This is a genomic window from Leptolyngbya sp. 7M (genome assembly GCF_018128485.1).
Genome location: NZ_CP070897.1, coordinates 6,768,575 through 6,782,867 on the forward strand (window position 1 = coordinate 6,768,575; position 14,293 = coordinate 6,782,867).

A 14,293-nucleotide genomic window follows, 5' to 3' on the forward strand; every position below is an offset into this window, starting at 1 on the left:
ATGGCTTTAGGGCCTAATCTGCATCTGCGCTGGCCTGCTGAAGTTGCTCCAACTTGGTGCGCACTGCCTGAATATCCTGCCACATTAACCACTTGGGACTGCCCTTCTCTCGCGAAGGGTTCCGCGGCCGCGAGCACGGCCAGATCAGGGCCTTCTCTTTTAGCCGCGGCGAATACGATCCTTCAAAAACGCTTCCGACCGTAGTGATGCGCAATGAAGATTTTGGCCGTGTCGTGCGTCTGGTCCGCGGCGGGCATTCCGTCGAGCTGGAGTTCGAGATCCGGAACCGCATCCATCCCGAAGGTCGAACCGCATATAACACCGTTGCGGAGATCGTCGGAACTGAGAAGCCGGACGAAGTGATAATGCTAGGCGGCCACCTGGATGCATGGCATTCGGCGACCGGTGCAACTGATAACGCGACCGGATGCTCCATCGCGATGGAAGCCGTGCGGATAATTCAGGCTCTCGGGCTTAAGCCTAAACGAACGATACGGGTCGCACTTTGGAGCGGTGAGGAGCAGGGCCTGCTTGGTTCCCAGGCATATGTTGAAAAGCATTTCGGCACGGCGGAGAATCCGAAGCCTGCCTGGTATAAGTTTGGCGGATATATCAACCACGACAGCGGCACAGGCCGCATTCGCGGAATGTCGGTGTTCGGCCCGCCGGAAGCTGCAAGTATTCTTCGCCAGATAGTCGGGCCGTACGCATTTATGGGCATTGAAGGCGCAATGTCAACGCGCAGCCGAAACCTCGGCGGGTCTGACCATACTTCGTTCAATGCTGCGGGCTTGCCGGGTATAGGAACTATGCTAGATCCGATCGAATATGGAACGCATACCTGGCATACGAACCTTGACACGTTCGAACGCGTTATCGAGGCCGATGTTCAACAAGGTGCGATCGTAATTGCAGCCACTGTCTATCAACTTGCGATGCGAGACGAACTTCTGCCGCGTTTTCCGGCGGGGCAAATGCCAGCCGCACCGAGAAGCAATTAGATCTTGTTAGGTCCGGGCCCGGAAACGGGCCTTTTTCAGTTTTGAGGGAACTGCGCCCGCGACGGACAAATGTCTGCAAGAATACACTGGCTGCAGAGCGGTTTACGTGCATTGCAGACGCGCCGACCGTGATAGATAAGCCAGTGTGAGAACATTACCCAGTCTTTTCGAGGAATTAACTCTTGAAGTTCCTGCTCTATCTTCCTTTCAAAAGCTGCTTGTTCTCTGGGGGAATCGAGCGGGTCAGCTTGACTGTGGCTGGGCGGCTCTCGATAAAATCAGGCGGCATCGGGTAGTCTTGCTGCCAATCTGTTGCTACAGCAGTATTGTCCCAGCCTGTCTCAGGATTGTAACGATAGCCCAAACACTGCCAGACAAGCTGATTGACTGTCGCGTCGTCGATCTCATCCCGCAGGATAGCCCAAAAGGTCTCGTTGGTCAGGGGAGGCAGGTCAGGCATAGGACAATCTCAATTTGGCAATTTAACCCGCGAAGCGAGTTTTGTTTGGGTGGGCGCGGTTACCCTGAGAGAAGCCCCTGAGAGAAGCCATGGAGCCATTAAGAGAAGCCATTTCAGGTAAGAACCGCTAGCGCCTGGAGTGTCTCCACCAATTGGGATTGGAACACCAGATCGCTCCATCACAATCAAATTAACAACCTAAACAGAGCGCTTGTCAAATGCTTACCTGCTTACTTGTGCGACTGAGCCTTGAGCAGACTTTGGTCGCTGCTTTAAGCCATCTGAATGCAGAATATTTCCAGATGTGTCTAAATTCACCTGACCCACCTATGGCGACACTAGAATGGGGGAGCAGGGTAGCCCACACAATCAGGATTATGGGCTTTGGCTGACCCACAGGAGTTTTGCGTCTAAGAGCATCGATCCCTCTGGTTGAAGCTCTGCATGACATAGCGAGATAGCTGCTAACCCATTTGGTAAACGCTGCTGCCCTGCGATTGGAATCAGGCATTGGGTGAATCGTGTCTGATTTCCGTATTGTTTCAGCAGGAGAATTCCGTATGGCTATTGCAACCGTTAACCCGTCAACCGGAGAAACGGTAAAAGTGTTTGAAGCGTTGACGGATGAAGCAATCGATTCTAAGCTGACGCTAGCCCAGCAGGCATTTGAGCAGCATCGTCACACCTCATTTGCCCAACGAGCTGAATGGCTGCACCAGGCTGCTCAACTTTTGGTTGATGAAAAAGAGCACTTTGGCAAAATCATGACCCTGGAAATGGGCAAACCCATCGCCGCTGCGATCGCAGAAGTGGAGAAATCGGCAAGTCTCGTTGCCCCACCTGCACCTCGGCGCTCAGCCGCTGGTTGTTACCGCCCAGGTTTTGCTCCTGCAAGCTAACAGCACCAAACAAACCACTAGTCGAACTCACACCTACGCTGGCGGCCAGTGAACCGGTACGGCGCTCGGTCACATTCACAATCACATCGACTTGACGTGGATCCTGACCCGGATTAAGCGAGATATTCAAATCTTCAAAGATGCCCAACCCAAAGGCGCGCTGCAAATCCTGCTGAATCTGGTTTTGGTTAAACACCTCCCCAGGTTGGGATTCAAACTCGCGGGTGATGATAAACGGACGGGTACGCCCACGAATTGGATTGCCCTCCTCATCTACAGCCGATCCTTCTCGGTCGAGGAACCGGATCTCGATGTCTTCGATTATGCCTTCTGCTACTTCTAGGGTGGCGACCCCATCTGGAGAAATTTCGGGTGCTGAAATGACCTGGGCTAGTACATAGCCATTGTCTTGATAGAGTTGGTTCAGTCGTTCAATACCGATTTGTAAGCCACGCAGATTGGCTGTTTGCCCATATTGCTCCTCGAAGATGCGATCGACAGCCTCCTGCACCGGCACTTCTTCACCCTCGTACTCGATCGTTTCCAGAACGCTACCTTCGAGCTGGACCGAGCGCAGGGGTGGATTAGGCTGCACGGCGAAGGTGACTCTCACTCCCAGGGGCGTGTCTTCCGGAATTGCCTGCACGTTCGAGAAAAAGCCGGTGGCGAAAATGGCGTTGATATCTTCCTGGAGTTGGGAGCGAGTAGTGGTGCGTCCTGGTTGGGTCCGAATCACGCGGTAAACTTCATCCAGCAGCTCGCCTTCAGCACCAGAAACCACCACTTCGGAAACCAGTACTCTTGGTTCTGGCTGGGCCGTTTCTGTCGGAGCCGGCGCTTGGGTCGGACTTGGCTCGGCCGTAGGCGGAATCTCCGGACTGGCCGGTAAGCTATCTGGTGCGGGTTCGCCAATCGACTCAGACGGTTGGGGTGCCTGGTCTACCTCCGTGGTTGGATCCGTGGCTGGAGCTGTTGCCGGATCGGTTACTGGGCTGGTACTTGGCCCGCCCACGGGTTCTGTGTTTTATGTCTGATCCTTTGCCTCATCCCCAAATTGCTGCGATCATTTGCACCCACAATCGAGCCTCCTATCTAGGGGCTGCCATCGACAGTTTACTGGAGCAAGAGTTCGCCGGTGAATTTGAAGTGATTGTAGTAGACAATGCTTCAACCGATGATACCAAGCAGGTGGTTGCAGACCGTTCTGGAGATCCTCGTCTGCGCTATGTTTACGAACCGATCACTGGGTTATCCGTTGCTCGCAATACGGGTGCAAAACACACTCAAGCTCCGATCTTGGCCTATTTAGATGATGATGCGGTAGCAAGTCCCCAGTGGCTATCGGTCCTGTACGCTGCCTATATCGCAAACGAAAAGCTAGCGATTGCTGGTGGCCGAGTCACCCTGCTCTGGCCCGAAGGTTGCCAACCGCCCCGCTGGCTCTCAACCGGATTAGCTAGCAATTTAGGTGCATATGATTTGGGAAGATCGCCAGTTTTGATCGATCGACCTGGCCTGACGCCACGCGGCTTAAACTACTCGATTCGACGCTCATTCCTAGAGCAAGTCGGCGGTTTTGATGTCAACCTGGGTCGGGTTGGTAAAAGCCTGCTCTCGAACGAAGAACTGCACATGACGGAACTGGCTCTGGAACGAGGCTGGCAGGTGACCTACTTACCCGATGCCCATGTGGCGCACCATGTCGCTCCCGAACGGTTGAATCAAGTTTGGTTTCTAAATCGAGGCTGGTGGCAAGGCATCAGTGAATGTTACCGTGAACAGCTTGCAGGACGAGCAGGGTTAGGCCAACTAACAAGAGGCAGTGAACGTTTACTCAGGGGTCTCTACCGTTCGCTCAAGTATTTGAATGATCCTGCTGCCCGGTTCGACAACTTGGCTTATGCCTATGGGCAAATTGGCTATCTCAAAGCGGCTGTTGCAGGAATGCTGAAGGCTAAATAAGTTTCAAGTTTTTATTCCACAAACCTAAACCATGAACAAAATTCCTGTTTCTGTATTGATTCCGGCCAAGAACGAAGAAGCGAATCTGCCGGCTTGTTTGGCAAGCGTTGCCCGTGCGGACTGCTCGGATTCGCGCATTGATCCCAACCTGTTGACCCAGACCGATGTAGGCGAGCTGTTTGTGATTCGTAATGCTGGAAACATCATTCCTCCCTATGGAGCGGCCAACGGCGGCGAAGGCGCTTCGGTCGAGTATGCGATTCATGCTCTTGGGATCGAGCAAATTGTGGTCTGCGGCCATTCCCACTGCGGAGCCATGAAGGGGCTGCTGCAGTTGGGGAAACTCGAAGAGCAGATGCCGCTAGTCTATGACTGGCTCAAGCACGCCGAGGCAACCCGCCGTCTTGTCCTCGATAACTACAGCCACTACGACAGCGAAGAACTGCTAGAAGTGACGATTTCGGAAAATGTTTTGACTCAGATCGAGAACCTCAAAACCTATCCGGTGGTGCATTCGCGGCTGTACCAAAACAAGCTCAAAATCTACGGCTGGATCTATCTGATTGAAACCGGCGAAGTGCTGGCCTACGACCCCGAAAGTCACGCCTACCTGCCGCCTCAGAGTCAGCTCCCGGAGTACGAACTCGAAGAAGGACCACCTCGTGGCCAGTACCGCAAAACTCACGCACCTCCAGTAGCCTGCTCATTGCCGTTTGCCGAGTCAGCCGAGCCGGTGATTTCGGGACCGAATGCTCTACGCGAATCGGAAGCAGCGTCAGAACCGCTGGAAATTCGTTCTAAGGCCGCAGCCCCTAACGGCAGGAATACAAAACCAGCAAACGCGCAAAACCGCGATCAGACCAACCTAACACCGCTGTGGCTCTCACCAGAGCAAGCCGAACGCATCTACCGGGGTAGTATCAGTACCGCTAAGCGTTAGGAGTTCCGGTTCAGCATTGTATTCAATGTATTCAATCAGCCCTTGAGAATTGCCTCTAGCAGCGGTTCGGCTCCAAACCGAATCGGATCGGTGCAGGGTAAGCCAGTTTCTTCAGCCGTTTGCTCGATTGCCTGTTGAGCCTCGGTGGGGCTGAGGTGGAAGGTGTTGAGCGCAATTCCAGCTACTCTGGCCGGGGCAAAGGCACCTCCAGCGGTAGCAACTGTCTCATACAGAGCAATCGCCTTCGGCAGCGGCGGTGCCATACCATTAAGATATCTGCTACCCCATGCACCCAGAGGGATGCACCCGCAACTATAACCCTTTCAGACACCCTTTCAGAACCTTTCTAGCGATGCGACGATGATAAGCAACGTCAACCACAAACTGCGGTTTGCTTAAGGAAAGCTTTACAAAGTCGATATTTAGTCATTGATTGTGGTGACCACTCCTGTCATTTTGACTAATTGAATCAGCTAATTACATTAGCCGATTACATTGGCGATTTATTAAATTGAGAACGATAGATAAAACGCTCAAGTTAATTAAATTTGCATTAAAAAATTATTAAGAACTAATTCAAGCTTCAACAGATCAAGCATCAGAGTCTAAATCTGGGTGATGGATCAATCAATCTAATACCTGTTTGTGCTGTCTATATATCTATAAATTTTGCGTCAGAGTTCAGTGATTTCGGAATCTCCCTCAACATATACCTTTTGATCAAATTAGCGTGACGGGTGATCAAAATTAGATGCTACAAGTAGCGACGCTGCAATCAGGTAATACTAGCGCTTTTTAATCTAAAATTCAAAATCTAAAACTAAAATCGGTATGAGACAATCAAATCATGCTGTCAGAAACCTTTTACCTCATTCGCTCGAAAATCGACGGTCAGTATCTGGTGGCGCGGCCTAGAGCGACCGATCCAGACAAACCGCCCGATCCCGGCTTCCTGCTGATGTTTCGTGAATATGCCGACGCCCTCAGCTACCTCAACACCCACGGCTCTGGCGTCGCTGACCGGTTTGCCGTCGAGACGATTCCCGGAACTCAACTCAACAGTTTGCTCAAGCGTTGGGGATTTACCGGCGTTGGCGTAGTCCAAGACCCGCTGCTGCCACAGATTCAGTTTTTGCAGCAAGAGTAATGCCAGTTTATTCAGTTAAACGGGTTCACAATAGGGGACTGAATTTGAGATAAAATACTCACCGCTACAGCCTTTTTCAGGCTAGTGAAGTACGAAAAACGGGGTGCAGGGGCAGTGCCCCTGCGTGGGGGGCGAAGCCCCCACACCCCCTGTACCTCACATGAGTGAAAAACGCTGTATCTCGATTCGGTGCGGGAGGGGGGACTGTTTGGGATTGGCGTCAGCGAGGCGGAGTTAACAATGCTGAAGAAAATGGAGCAGGCGCTAGCCTTCAAGAGGTAGAGTCAAATGATCAAGAGATTAAGATAGGCATGATACACCTATCGTCAGGCTATCTGAACAGTATTTTGATTTTTGTTCAATAGCATATCAATATCAGATGAGTGTGGTATTAATGTGATATTTGAAGCCTATTTTGAGGAGTGAGGTATGACCGGTTTTTTAATTTCAATTGTTGTCCTGGCAATTAGTCTACTGATCATCTCAAAGCTGCCCCTTGGCGTTGAGGTTGATAATTCGCTGATTGCCTTGATTGCTGGAGCAATTATTGGTGCATTTAGCGGGCTGTGGAGTTTGTTTCCGACCTGGTTTAGAACAGCCAACTGGATCATTAGTTTGGGGTTAATTCCCTTACTGGGCAGCATTATCGTGTTTGGCCTCACGGCTTGGCTGGTGCAGGGATTTCGCCTGCGGTGGGGAATCGTCAGCGCTATTTTAGGGGCGATTGCCCTCAGTTTAGTGAATTCATTGCTCTTCTTTATCCTGCAGCAAATTGGCTTGGTCGCAGCTTAATTGGCCTTTTCCTCTCTAATAAAGTACAGTTCTTGATGATTAGCCATGAGCTATAGTCATTAATTCGGTGTCTACCTCAATGACTAACAGCCAATGACCAACAGCTATTTGGGGTAAATTAGCTCAGGAATGGGGAGCCGCCTTCTTTTGGAGCTTGGCACGACGGAATCGACGCACCGGCAGGTAGCCTCCTCCGCCTATCACCACAACTCCTGCGGCGGCCCCACCTGCTAGCAACCGATTGATTTCTGGCTGATTAGGCATTTTCTTCTGCGCTTCAGAAATTACTGCTGAATAACTGCTGAATATAGGGAAACTGGGGATTCAGATTTTCCACCTCTTGAAATTTTTGCAACGCGGTCCGATAGCACTGTTGAGCCATCAACTGGATTCCTTGCTGGTAAGGCTTGGAAAGCTGACCTTCCTCTGGTGTAACGTTGGCCTGGGCCAAAAAATCCTGCACAATGATTAGTTACAATAATTGGAAAAATTATGAAAAGCCAATGCTAAGATTTCTTAACACTCAAATGAGTGAAAATAGAAAATTTGATTCCGATAGGGCGGCGGAATTCAAGAATAAGTTCCCCGTTGTGGCTCGGATCATCAAAAGTTCTATTCCCAAGCCCTTCCGTCCCAGTGGAGTTATCAATTCCGCTGTGCTCGAAGCGGTCATGGTCACGCTGCTCGAGAACCCACTTATTGAGCCAAGCGATCTTGAAGGGCGATATCGAGCGCTTTTGGCGGACAAAAGATTCCTAGAGCTTATTCGAGGTGCCACCACCGACACGGCGACCCTTCGGGAAAGGCTGCATCGGGCGCGGGAGCTTCTTACGAATGGCACGATCTGATCTTGATACCCATTTTGCCCGCATAGACGCGCTTGTTAAGGAAATAGGTCAATTTGTTCCTAACAATACGGCCAATGCCGTTCAGTTTAGGGCGGACCTCGCGGGCTTGCTCGTTGTCACCATTTCGGCAACTTACGAAAGCTGTGTCAAAGATACCCTTTTTGAATTTGCAAATAGACATCATACGTCATTTGGAGAGTATACGTTAAGAAGATATAAACGCCTTAATAGCCAAATTAAATTGAACGATTTAAATAATTACTGCAGAATATTCGATGATGCTGTTTATAAAAAATACAGAACTCTTCTTACGAAACGATCTAGAAAAATTTCTGAACGAATTGGCAAGGATATACAAAAAAGTTATGAACAAATTTTGAATTGGAGACATGCATTTGCTCATCAAGGGGCTAGAAATACGACCATAGAAGAGGCCGTGTGCACGCACAAACTTGCTAAACGAGTGCTATATACTTTTGATGAAGCATTTAACGGAAAATAACAGCGGCTTTATTGTCTTATTAAGCTGTGGTGTCGTAGTTTATCGACAATCAAAATGCGTTGCCATGATTGAATTGTTCCTTTCTGTCTTCATGAGTCTTTATGAGTCTTTTTGTCGATAAATGGCCATAAAGTGCTAGAACTCGATGCGGGTCTAGAAACGCTCACTCCCGCAACGGACTCACCCGCTCCAACCGCCCTTTGGCCAACGGTTCTACCTATCCCCTCTTGCACTCTTCAAAAAATAACTGTAAAATAACGATTGTTCGATATAAATAAATTCTGTCCCTGCTTGAGAAGTATGAAATGACACGCGCAAGCGTCATCATTGAAGGAGGTGAGAACCCGCCTAGTCACATCGCATCATGCCCAAAATTGTTGACCACGAACAATACCGCAAAGACCTGATTGCCAAATCCTTTGATTTGTTTGCTGAAAAGGGGTACGCCATTACCATGCGGCAGATTGCCCAAGGCTTGGGAGTGTCTACCGGCACGCTGTATCACTATTTCCCTAGTAAGGAAGCGTTGTTTGAGCAGTTGGTGATTCAGCAGGCCAACCAGGACTTGCTGCAAGTAGCCGATGAACTCAAGCAAGCCAACACCTTAACCGAACGGATTGAAGCTGCATTTCTCTACCTGGAGAAGAACCAGGACTACTTCTTTAAGCAAATGATGATCTGGATGGATTTCAGCCAGCACCAAAATCGCGAAGGCAAAGAATGTAGTGAAGTGCTGCGACAGGTGGAGGAAAACATCTATGCCGCCATTGTTGATCTGCTAGGAATTGATGATCCGGATCTGCTTCAGCTAATTTGTGCTTTGGTAGATGGTTTGATGATCGGTCAAATCTACGGCACTCCAACTTCGATTTCTCGCCAGGGAAAGCTTTTAGCCAAGATGGTGACGGCTTATTTGAAGGAAGACAGGAGTCAGGAGTTAGAGGACAGTAACCATTGATTTTCTGACCACGAATGACTAATGACTCAATGATTAATGACCAATAACAGCCACAGCTTTCATTCTTGTTATCTCTGTGGCTTGTCACTCGAAACAACCTGCGTAAGTACGAGTCGAGGAATCACTAATGATGAACAAACTCACCCAAACAGCCCAACCTATCCGGGAGACTTAGCAGTTTTGCCGTAAAACCTGAGGAGAAACTCTGGCTGAGGCTGGGTTCTGATATTACTCTTCTCCTTAAATCGACGGTTATGAAATCACAATGGCAACGCTACCGGGAGCTGGAATTGATCTCCGATCCGCTCCTGCAATTCGATCTTTGATCGATACAACCGGCTCTGCGGTCAGGGGCCATGCAATCGCTAAATCTGGGTCGTTCCAAGCAATACAGCGTTCATGGGCTGGGGCGTAAAAATCGGTAGCTTTGTACAACACTTCCGTGCGGTCTGCTAGGGAAAGAAAGCCGTGGGCGAACCCGGCGGGAATCCAGATCTGCTTTTTATTTTCGGCACTCAGCTCGCAGCCCACCCATTGCCCAAAGGTGGGAGACCCTTTGCGAATATCTACAGCTACATCAAAGATGGCCCCGGAGATGACGCGCACTAACTTACCTTGAGCTTGCTGAATCTGATAGTGTAAGCCGCGCAAGACATGCTGAGCAGAACACGAGTGATTATCTTGCACGAAGCGAATATCCAGACCGGTTTTTTCCTGAAATCCTTTTTCGTTGAAGCTCTCGAAGAAGAACCCCCGTTCGTCGCCAAAAACACGAGGTTCAATGATCAATACGTCAGAAATTTCAGTTGGAATAATCTTCATCAAATCCCTCGCTGATGAGTTAACTATGTGGAACCCTGATCTGAGTAAATTGAAGTACTATTGATGGTTAGTTGATGGTTGGCAATGCGTTAATTAGCGTTTTTAGTCCAGTTGCTGTATTGTGTTCAAACCGGATAAAAAAGAATTGACGAAAGGTATTTGATGGAATTTATCCTATTTCCGTTCATCGGTGTTGTCATCACTCTAGTTGCTGACTCTCGATTGGATCGTTACTGGCTGACTATTGACTGTATGAAATCATTGAGAAGCTAAGACATAAAAGCTAATAATCGAAGTCTCAAACCTTGATTTTCTAACCTCTCTGAATATTCTTCTGGTTTCTCTAGTCCATTTCAGCCCAGAATATCCTAGCGAATGTCTCCGAGATTCTACAGGAATGCTAATCACCGCTTTGCCTAGTCTTCATAATTGATTTGCGGTTGTTGTAGAGACCATAAAGCGAATATTGATAGGAAACAGTTGAATCACAGATGGATAGATCAGCCAAATCAAAGAACAATGGCAAGTGGATTCTAAAATAGAGCTAAAAAATGGCAGCCTCATTTCTAGTTGCGCAGCAGCGTGAGCCAGCGGCCATCGGGCGACAGCTTCATCGCACGCGGGCTCGGCCCATCGAGGCTGGGGCTGGCGAAGACCTGCTCGAAGGTGAGCGTGGGGGGCGAGGTCACCGGCGAACCTTGCGCGGCGAGCGGCGCGGCAAGGCTGAGGGACGTGGCGGCAAGCAGGACGGACAAACGCATGGCAATCTGGGCAACCTCTCGATTTTTCGTGAGGGTGTTCCTCGCAACCCGCCGGGCCGAGCGCAACGAAAAAGGGCGACCCCTTGTGAGGTCGCCCCAACAGAAAAGGGCGACCCCTCGCGAGGCCGCCCTTTCGCTTGTTCGGTATGAGCCGGACTTATGCCTTGGGCGCGTTGTCCCGGCGCTCGGCGATACGGGCCGACTTGCCGGTCCGGCCGCGCAGGTAATAGAGCTTCGCGCGGCGCACGACGCCGCGGCGGACCACGGTGATGCTGTCGACGATCGGCGAATAGAGCGGGAAGACGCGTTCCACGCCCTCGCCGAAGCTCATCTTGCGGACGGTGAAATTGCTGCCCATGCCCCGGTTGGAGCGGGCGATCACGACGCCTTCGTAGTTCTGGACGCGCTCGCGCGTGCCCTCGACCACCTTCACGCCGACGCGCACGGTGTCACCGGCGCGGAATTCGGGAATATCCTTCCCGAGGTTCTCGATGGCTTCCGCCTCGAGTTGCTGGATCAGGTTCATCGACCTATCGTCCCTAGTCTTTTCGCCGCGCGCCAGAGGCAGGTCGGTCCCGAGCGTCATTGTGACGCTCCCAAAGGTCCGGCATGCGTAACCGTGTGTCTTCCTCGGCGCGGTGTTTCCGCCACGCCGCGATTTTCGCATGATCCCCCGATCGCAGCACTTCGGGGATCGTGCGCCCTTCCCATTCCTGAGGTCGGGTATATTGCGGGTATTCGAGCAGCCCCTCTTCGAAGGATTCCTCGGCCCCGCTGGAAGGCGCGCCCATTACGCCGGGAATGAGGCGAATGCAAGCGTCGAGAATCGCCAGCGCGGCAGGCTCTCCGCCCGAGAGAACCACGTCCGCCAGGCTGACCTGCATTTTGTTCACCAATTGTTGTTTAGAGTCGTGTTTTGCTCCTCACTCACTTGGTCCTTCTAGAAAACTGGTATCTCCTATGGCTAAAATTTCTCGTCGGTATGTGATTCGGACTGGGTTGGCGGCTGGTGCTGCGATTGCGGTAACCCGCTGTGCTAGCAATACCCAGCAGGCTTCAGCTCCCAGCGGCACTCCCAACAATCCGGCTTCTGGCCCAGAAGTGAACACGAATCAGGTCAAGGATGTGACGCTGCGGATGATTGGCACGGGGGTATCCCAGATCAACGAAATTCGCAACAAAGCGCAGGAAGACTTGGGCTTCAAGATCGATGTGCGGGCACTCAGTACCGAAGAAAACAACCAGATTGCCATCACCCAGCCCGGTCAGTATGACCTGTTTGACGGAGAATATTTCAGCTTGCCGCTGGTGGTGCCTTCCGGCAACTTGCAGGCCATCGATGTCAGTAAAATCAAAGAGTTTGACAAAATTGTGCCGATCTTCACCCAAAACAAGTTTGACGGCATGAAGGTGGAGCAGGCCCAGGGCACCTATCCCTACAAGGTGATGTACCTTCAAGATCAGGATTCCAAAGAGTTCGCTACCGAGCCAACCAATTGGGCCACGCTGATTCCGTTCCAGTACAATGCCGACACGCTGGGCTATCGTCCCGATTTAGTCGGTTCCACCAAGATTGAAAGCTGGGCACAGTTGTTTGATTCCCAGTTCAAAGGCAAAACCTCGATTCTGGACATTCCTTCGATTGGCATCATGGATGCCGCGATGGTGGTGGAAGCGGCTGGCCTGATGAAGTTTGGCGACAAAGGCAACATGACCAAGGCCGAAATTGACCAAATTACCGACATCCTAAAACAGCAGAAGCGGGACGGCCAGTTCCGGGCCTTCTGGAAGACCTTCGACGAATCGGTGAACCTGATGGCGGCGGGGGAAGTGGTGCTGCAATCGATGTGGTCGCCTGCTGTGACTGCCGTAAAATCGAAGGGCATTCAGTGCGTCTACGCGCCTCTGAAGGAAGGCTATCGAGCCTGGGGCGGTGGTGTCGGATTGTCGAAAAATAGTGAAGTACGAAAAACGGGGTGCAGGGCAGTGCCCCTGCGTGGGGGAGAAGCCCCCACACCTATACCTCACATAAGTGAAACGCCGTATATCAATCAAGAAGAATGCTTGCATTCCCTATTCAATTTTTTCACTGCTTTATTAAAACCTTGTGGGCTTATTTTTTAGTGCTTTTGATTTGGCTCGTTCCCCTCAGCAGCATTGCCGCAGAATTATCAACTTTAACGAATCAAACTAACATTGAAACCGAAACCTCTTGGTTGGGGCAAAACCTAGATACCGATGACATTTCTGCTGAGAAAATTAGTCAATTTGTACAGGCTTATTTGCAAGTGCTGACTTTGATTGAACAGCGAGAGAATGAGTTGCAGGGTGCAGAATTAGAGTCCGAATCACAGCAGATTCAGCAGGAAATTGAAGCTCAGGCTGTAGAGCTAATTCAAGCATCGGGCTTGACACTGCAAGAATACTTGCAAATTTTGAGTTTGACGAATATTGTTCCAGAATTTGGTGAACGAGTCGCCGCTCAGCTGCAAGAAGCCAGCAATTGAACTCAATAAGCGCCCACACATTCACTCAGCAACCGGTCGAGCATAGTCTCTTACTGGCATGTCATGGGCATGGCTTTCTAGTCCTAGCGTGATGGTCACTCCCGACTGGCTTCAACGAAACTTCACCCTAGCTTGATGGAAACCCTACCAACAATTCAATAATTGCGTCAGGAAATAGCGATACAAGTGGTGTAGATGAAGGTACTACCTAGAACCCGATCAGCTCATTAAACCAATTCGTCGGATCGAATTAGCTGATTGCATAGGTGGGTAAAACAATGCTGCTAGGTCAGTTTTGCGGTGAAACTTTCGGTCTCTTTTATGAGTCCTGGTGATCAAACCGCAACAGTGGGAATACTAACAGCAGGCAATGAAACAGCCCCCTTGTTACCTGGAGCAATCGAGATAAGTACTATGCCAGCAAGACCTTTTTTCGCTGATCCAGAATATGACGAGTCCTCTAGCGAGATGCAGTTTCAGCTCAGTGATGGACCACAGCGCGCTGAATTGGAAGCAGAGGGACATAATTAAAAACCAGATTCAAAACCCTGCGCCGCCCGCGCAGCGGGCGGCGCAGGGTTTTGGGTTTTATGTTTAATTATGCTCACCTACTTAGAACCAAAAGATACGAGCAAGATTTTGATAGCTCCGCAAGATCCAAATATCCCGAAACCCGTGATTGTCTTAATTTGTC

General features: G+C 50.5%; 20 protein-coding genes and 1 pseudogene. 12 read left to right on the forward strand and 9 right to left on the reverse strand.

What is annotated here, in order from left to right; all coding sequences use genetic code 11:
- Nucleotides 1-92 precede the first annotated feature (92 nt).
- Nucleotides 93-1,001, forward strand: a complete 909-nt coding sequence (locus tag JVX88_RS36555) for a M20/M25/M40 family metallo-hydrolase (RefSeq protein WP_211624053.1) — start codon at nucleotides 93-95, stop codon at nucleotides 999-1,001.
- 35 nt (nucleotides 1,002-1,036) lie between these two features.
- Here the strand turns inward: JVX88_RS36555 and JVX88_RS36560 are convergent, their stop codons facing one another.
- Nucleotides 1,037-1,156, reverse strand: a complete 120-nt coding sequence (locus JVX88_RS36560) for a hypothetical protein (protein ID WP_225931304.1) — start codon at nucleotides 1,154-1,156, stop codon at nucleotides 1,037-1,039.
- A gap of 41 nt (nucleotides 1,157-1,197) precedes the next feature.
- Nucleotides 1,198-1,461 carry a DUF1823 family protein gene (locus JVX88_RS36565; RefSeq protein ID WP_211624055.1) on the reverse strand — a complete coding sequence of 88 codons (264 nt, stop codon included), beginning with the start codon at nucleotides 1,459-1,461 and terminating at the stop codon, nucleotides 1,198-1,200.
- Nucleotides 1,462-2,021: 560 nt separating this feature from the next.
- Here JVX88_RS36565 and JVX88_RS36570 point away from each other — a divergent pair.
- Entirely contained in the window at nucleotides 2,022-2,360 is a 339-nt protein-coding gene (locus JVX88_RS36570; RefSeq protein ID WP_263975435.1) for an aldehyde dehydrogenase family protein, read from the forward strand.
- A gap of 73 nt (nucleotides 2,361-2,433) precedes the next feature.
- Here the strand turns inward: JVX88_RS36570 and JVX88_RS42820 are convergent.
- A pseudogene (locus JVX88_RS42820) lies at nucleotides 2,434-3,372 on the reverse strand (POTRA domain-containing protein); the annotation flags it as partial.
- A 14-nt stretch (nucleotides 3,373-3,386) separates the two neighbouring features.
- Here JVX88_RS42820 and JVX88_RS36580 point away from each other — a divergent pair.
- Together JVX88_RS36580 and JVX88_RS36585 are read left to right on the forward strand one after the other, a co-directional pair.
- Nucleotides 3,387-4,322: a glycosyltransferase gene (locus tag JVX88_RS36580; RefSeq protein ID WP_211624058.1), complete on the forward strand. Its 936-nt coding sequence runs from the start codon at nucleotides 3,387-3,389 to the stop codon at nucleotides 4,320-4,322.
- A gap of 31 nt (nucleotides 4,323-4,353) precedes the next feature.
- The gene (locus JVX88_RS36585; protein ID WP_211629069.1) at nucleotides 4,354-5,262 is read left to right on the forward strand and encodes a carbonic anhydrase; all 909 of its coding nucleotides are present in this window, start codon (nucleotides 4,354-4,356) and stop codon (nucleotides 5,260-5,262) included.
- Nucleotides 5,263-5,297: 35 nt separating this feature from the next.
- Here the strand turns inward: JVX88_RS36585 and JVX88_RS36590 are convergent, their stop codons facing one another.
- Complete coding sequence (locus JVX88_RS36590) at nucleotides 5,298-5,525, reverse strand: DUF1611 domain-containing protein (protein WP_211624059.1); 228 nt, start codon at nucleotides 5,523-5,525, stop codon at nucleotides 5,298-5,300.
- A gap of 584 nt (nucleotides 5,526-6,109) precedes the next feature.
- On the opposite strand from JVX88_RS36590, the gene JVX88_RS36595 reads away from it, so the two are divergent.
- A complete protein-coding gene (locus JVX88_RS36595; protein ID WP_211624061.1) occupies nucleotides 6,110-6,409 on the forward strand; it encodes a hypothetical protein in 300 nt (99 codons plus the stop codon).
- 429 nt (nucleotides 6,410-6,838) lie between these two features.
- Complete coding sequence (locus JVX88_RS36600; protein ID WP_211624063.1) at nucleotides 6,839-7,201, forward strand: phage holin family protein; 363 nt, start codon at nucleotides 6,839-6,841, stop codon at nucleotides 7,199-7,201.
- Nucleotides 7,202-7,324: 123 nt separating this feature from the next.
- On the opposite strand, the gene JVX88_RS36605 is transcribed toward JVX88_RS36600, so the two are convergent.
- Complete coding sequence (locus JVX88_RS36605; protein ID WP_211624065.1) at nucleotides 7,325-7,465, reverse strand: hypothetical protein; 141 nt, start codon at nucleotides 7,463-7,465, stop codon at nucleotides 7,325-7,327.
- 13 nt (nucleotides 7,466-7,478) lie between these two features.
- Nucleotides 7,479-7,664, reverse strand: a complete 186-nt coding sequence (locus JVX88_RS36610) for a hypothetical protein (protein WP_211624067.1) — start codon at nucleotides 7,662-7,664, stop codon at nucleotides 7,479-7,481.
- A gap of 64 nt (nucleotides 7,665-7,728) precedes the next feature.
- Between JVX88_RS36610 and JVX88_RS36615 the strand changes: the two genes are divergently transcribed.
- From JVX88_RS36615 to JVX88_RS36625, 3 genes are all read left to right on the forward strand, one after another.
- Complete coding sequence (locus tag JVX88_RS36615; protein WP_211624070.1) at nucleotides 7,729-8,049, forward strand: hypothetical protein; 321 nt, start codon at nucleotides 7,729-7,731, stop codon at nucleotides 8,047-8,049.
- Nucleotides 8,036-8,551, forward strand: coding sequence for a HEPN domain-containing protein (locus JVX88_RS36620; RefSeq protein WP_211624072.1), 516 nt, complete (start codon nucleotides 8,036-8,038; stop codon nucleotides 8,549-8,551). Before JVX88_RS36615 ends, JVX88_RS36620 begins: the two co-directional genes overlap by 14 nt.
- 364 nt (nucleotides 8,552-8,915) lie before the next feature.
- Nucleotides 8,916-9,509: a TetR/AcrR family transcriptional regulator gene (locus tag JVX88_RS36625; protein ID WP_211624074.1), complete on the forward strand. Its 594-nt coding sequence runs from the start codon at nucleotides 8,916-8,918 to the stop codon at nucleotides 9,507-9,509.
- A 252-nt stretch (nucleotides 9,510-9,761) separates the two neighbouring features.
- Here JVX88_RS36625 and rfbC read toward each other — a convergent pair whose 3' ends face one another.
- Complete coding sequence (rfbC, locus tag JVX88_RS36630; RefSeq protein WP_211624076.1) at nucleotides 9,762-10,331, reverse strand: dTDP-4-dehydrorhamnose 3,5-epimerase; 570 nt, start codon at nucleotides 10,329-10,331, stop codon at nucleotides 9,762-9,764.
- A gap of 551 nt (nucleotides 10,332-10,882) precedes the next feature.
- On the opposite strand from rfbC, the gene JVX88_RS41600 reads away from it, so the two are divergent.
- Nucleotides 10,883-11,242, forward strand: a complete 360-nt coding sequence (locus JVX88_RS41600) for a hypothetical protein (RefSeq protein ID WP_211624077.1) — start codon at nucleotides 10,883-10,885, stop codon at nucleotides 11,240-11,242.
- A gap of 7 nt (nucleotides 11,243-11,249) precedes the next feature.
- Here the strand turns inward: JVX88_RS41600 and rplS are convergent, their stop codons facing one another.
- Nucleotides 11,250-11,618, reverse strand: a complete 369-nt coding sequence (gene rplS, locus JVX88_RS36640; RefSeq protein WP_211624079.1) for a 50S ribosomal protein L19 — start codon at nucleotides 11,616-11,618, stop codon at nucleotides 11,250-11,252.
- 13 nt (nucleotides 11,619-11,631) lie between these two features.
- Nucleotides 11,632-11,985 (reverse strand): hypothetical protein, encoded by a 354-nt coding sequence (locus tag JVX88_RS36645; RefSeq protein WP_263975688.1) that lies wholly within the window; start codon nucleotides 11,983-11,985, stop codon nucleotides 11,632-11,634.
- A gap of 67 nt (nucleotides 11,986-12,052) precedes the next feature.
- On the opposite strand from JVX88_RS36645, the gene JVX88_RS36650 reads away from it, so the two are divergent.
- Nucleotides 12,053-13,216, forward strand: coding sequence for a PotD/PotF family extracellular solute-binding protein (locus JVX88_RS36650; protein WP_211624083.1), 1,164 nt, complete (start codon nucleotides 12,053-12,055; stop codon nucleotides 13,214-13,216).
- A 5-nt stretch (nucleotides 13,217-13,221) separates the two neighbouring features.
- The gene (locus tag JVX88_RS36655; protein ID WP_263975436.1) at nucleotides 13,222-13,599 is read left to right on the forward strand and encodes a DUF4168 domain-containing protein; all 378 of its coding nucleotides are present in this window, start codon (nucleotides 13,222-13,224) and stop codon (nucleotides 13,597-13,599) included.
- The last annotated feature ends 694 nt before the right edge of the window (nucleotides 13,600-14,293 follow it).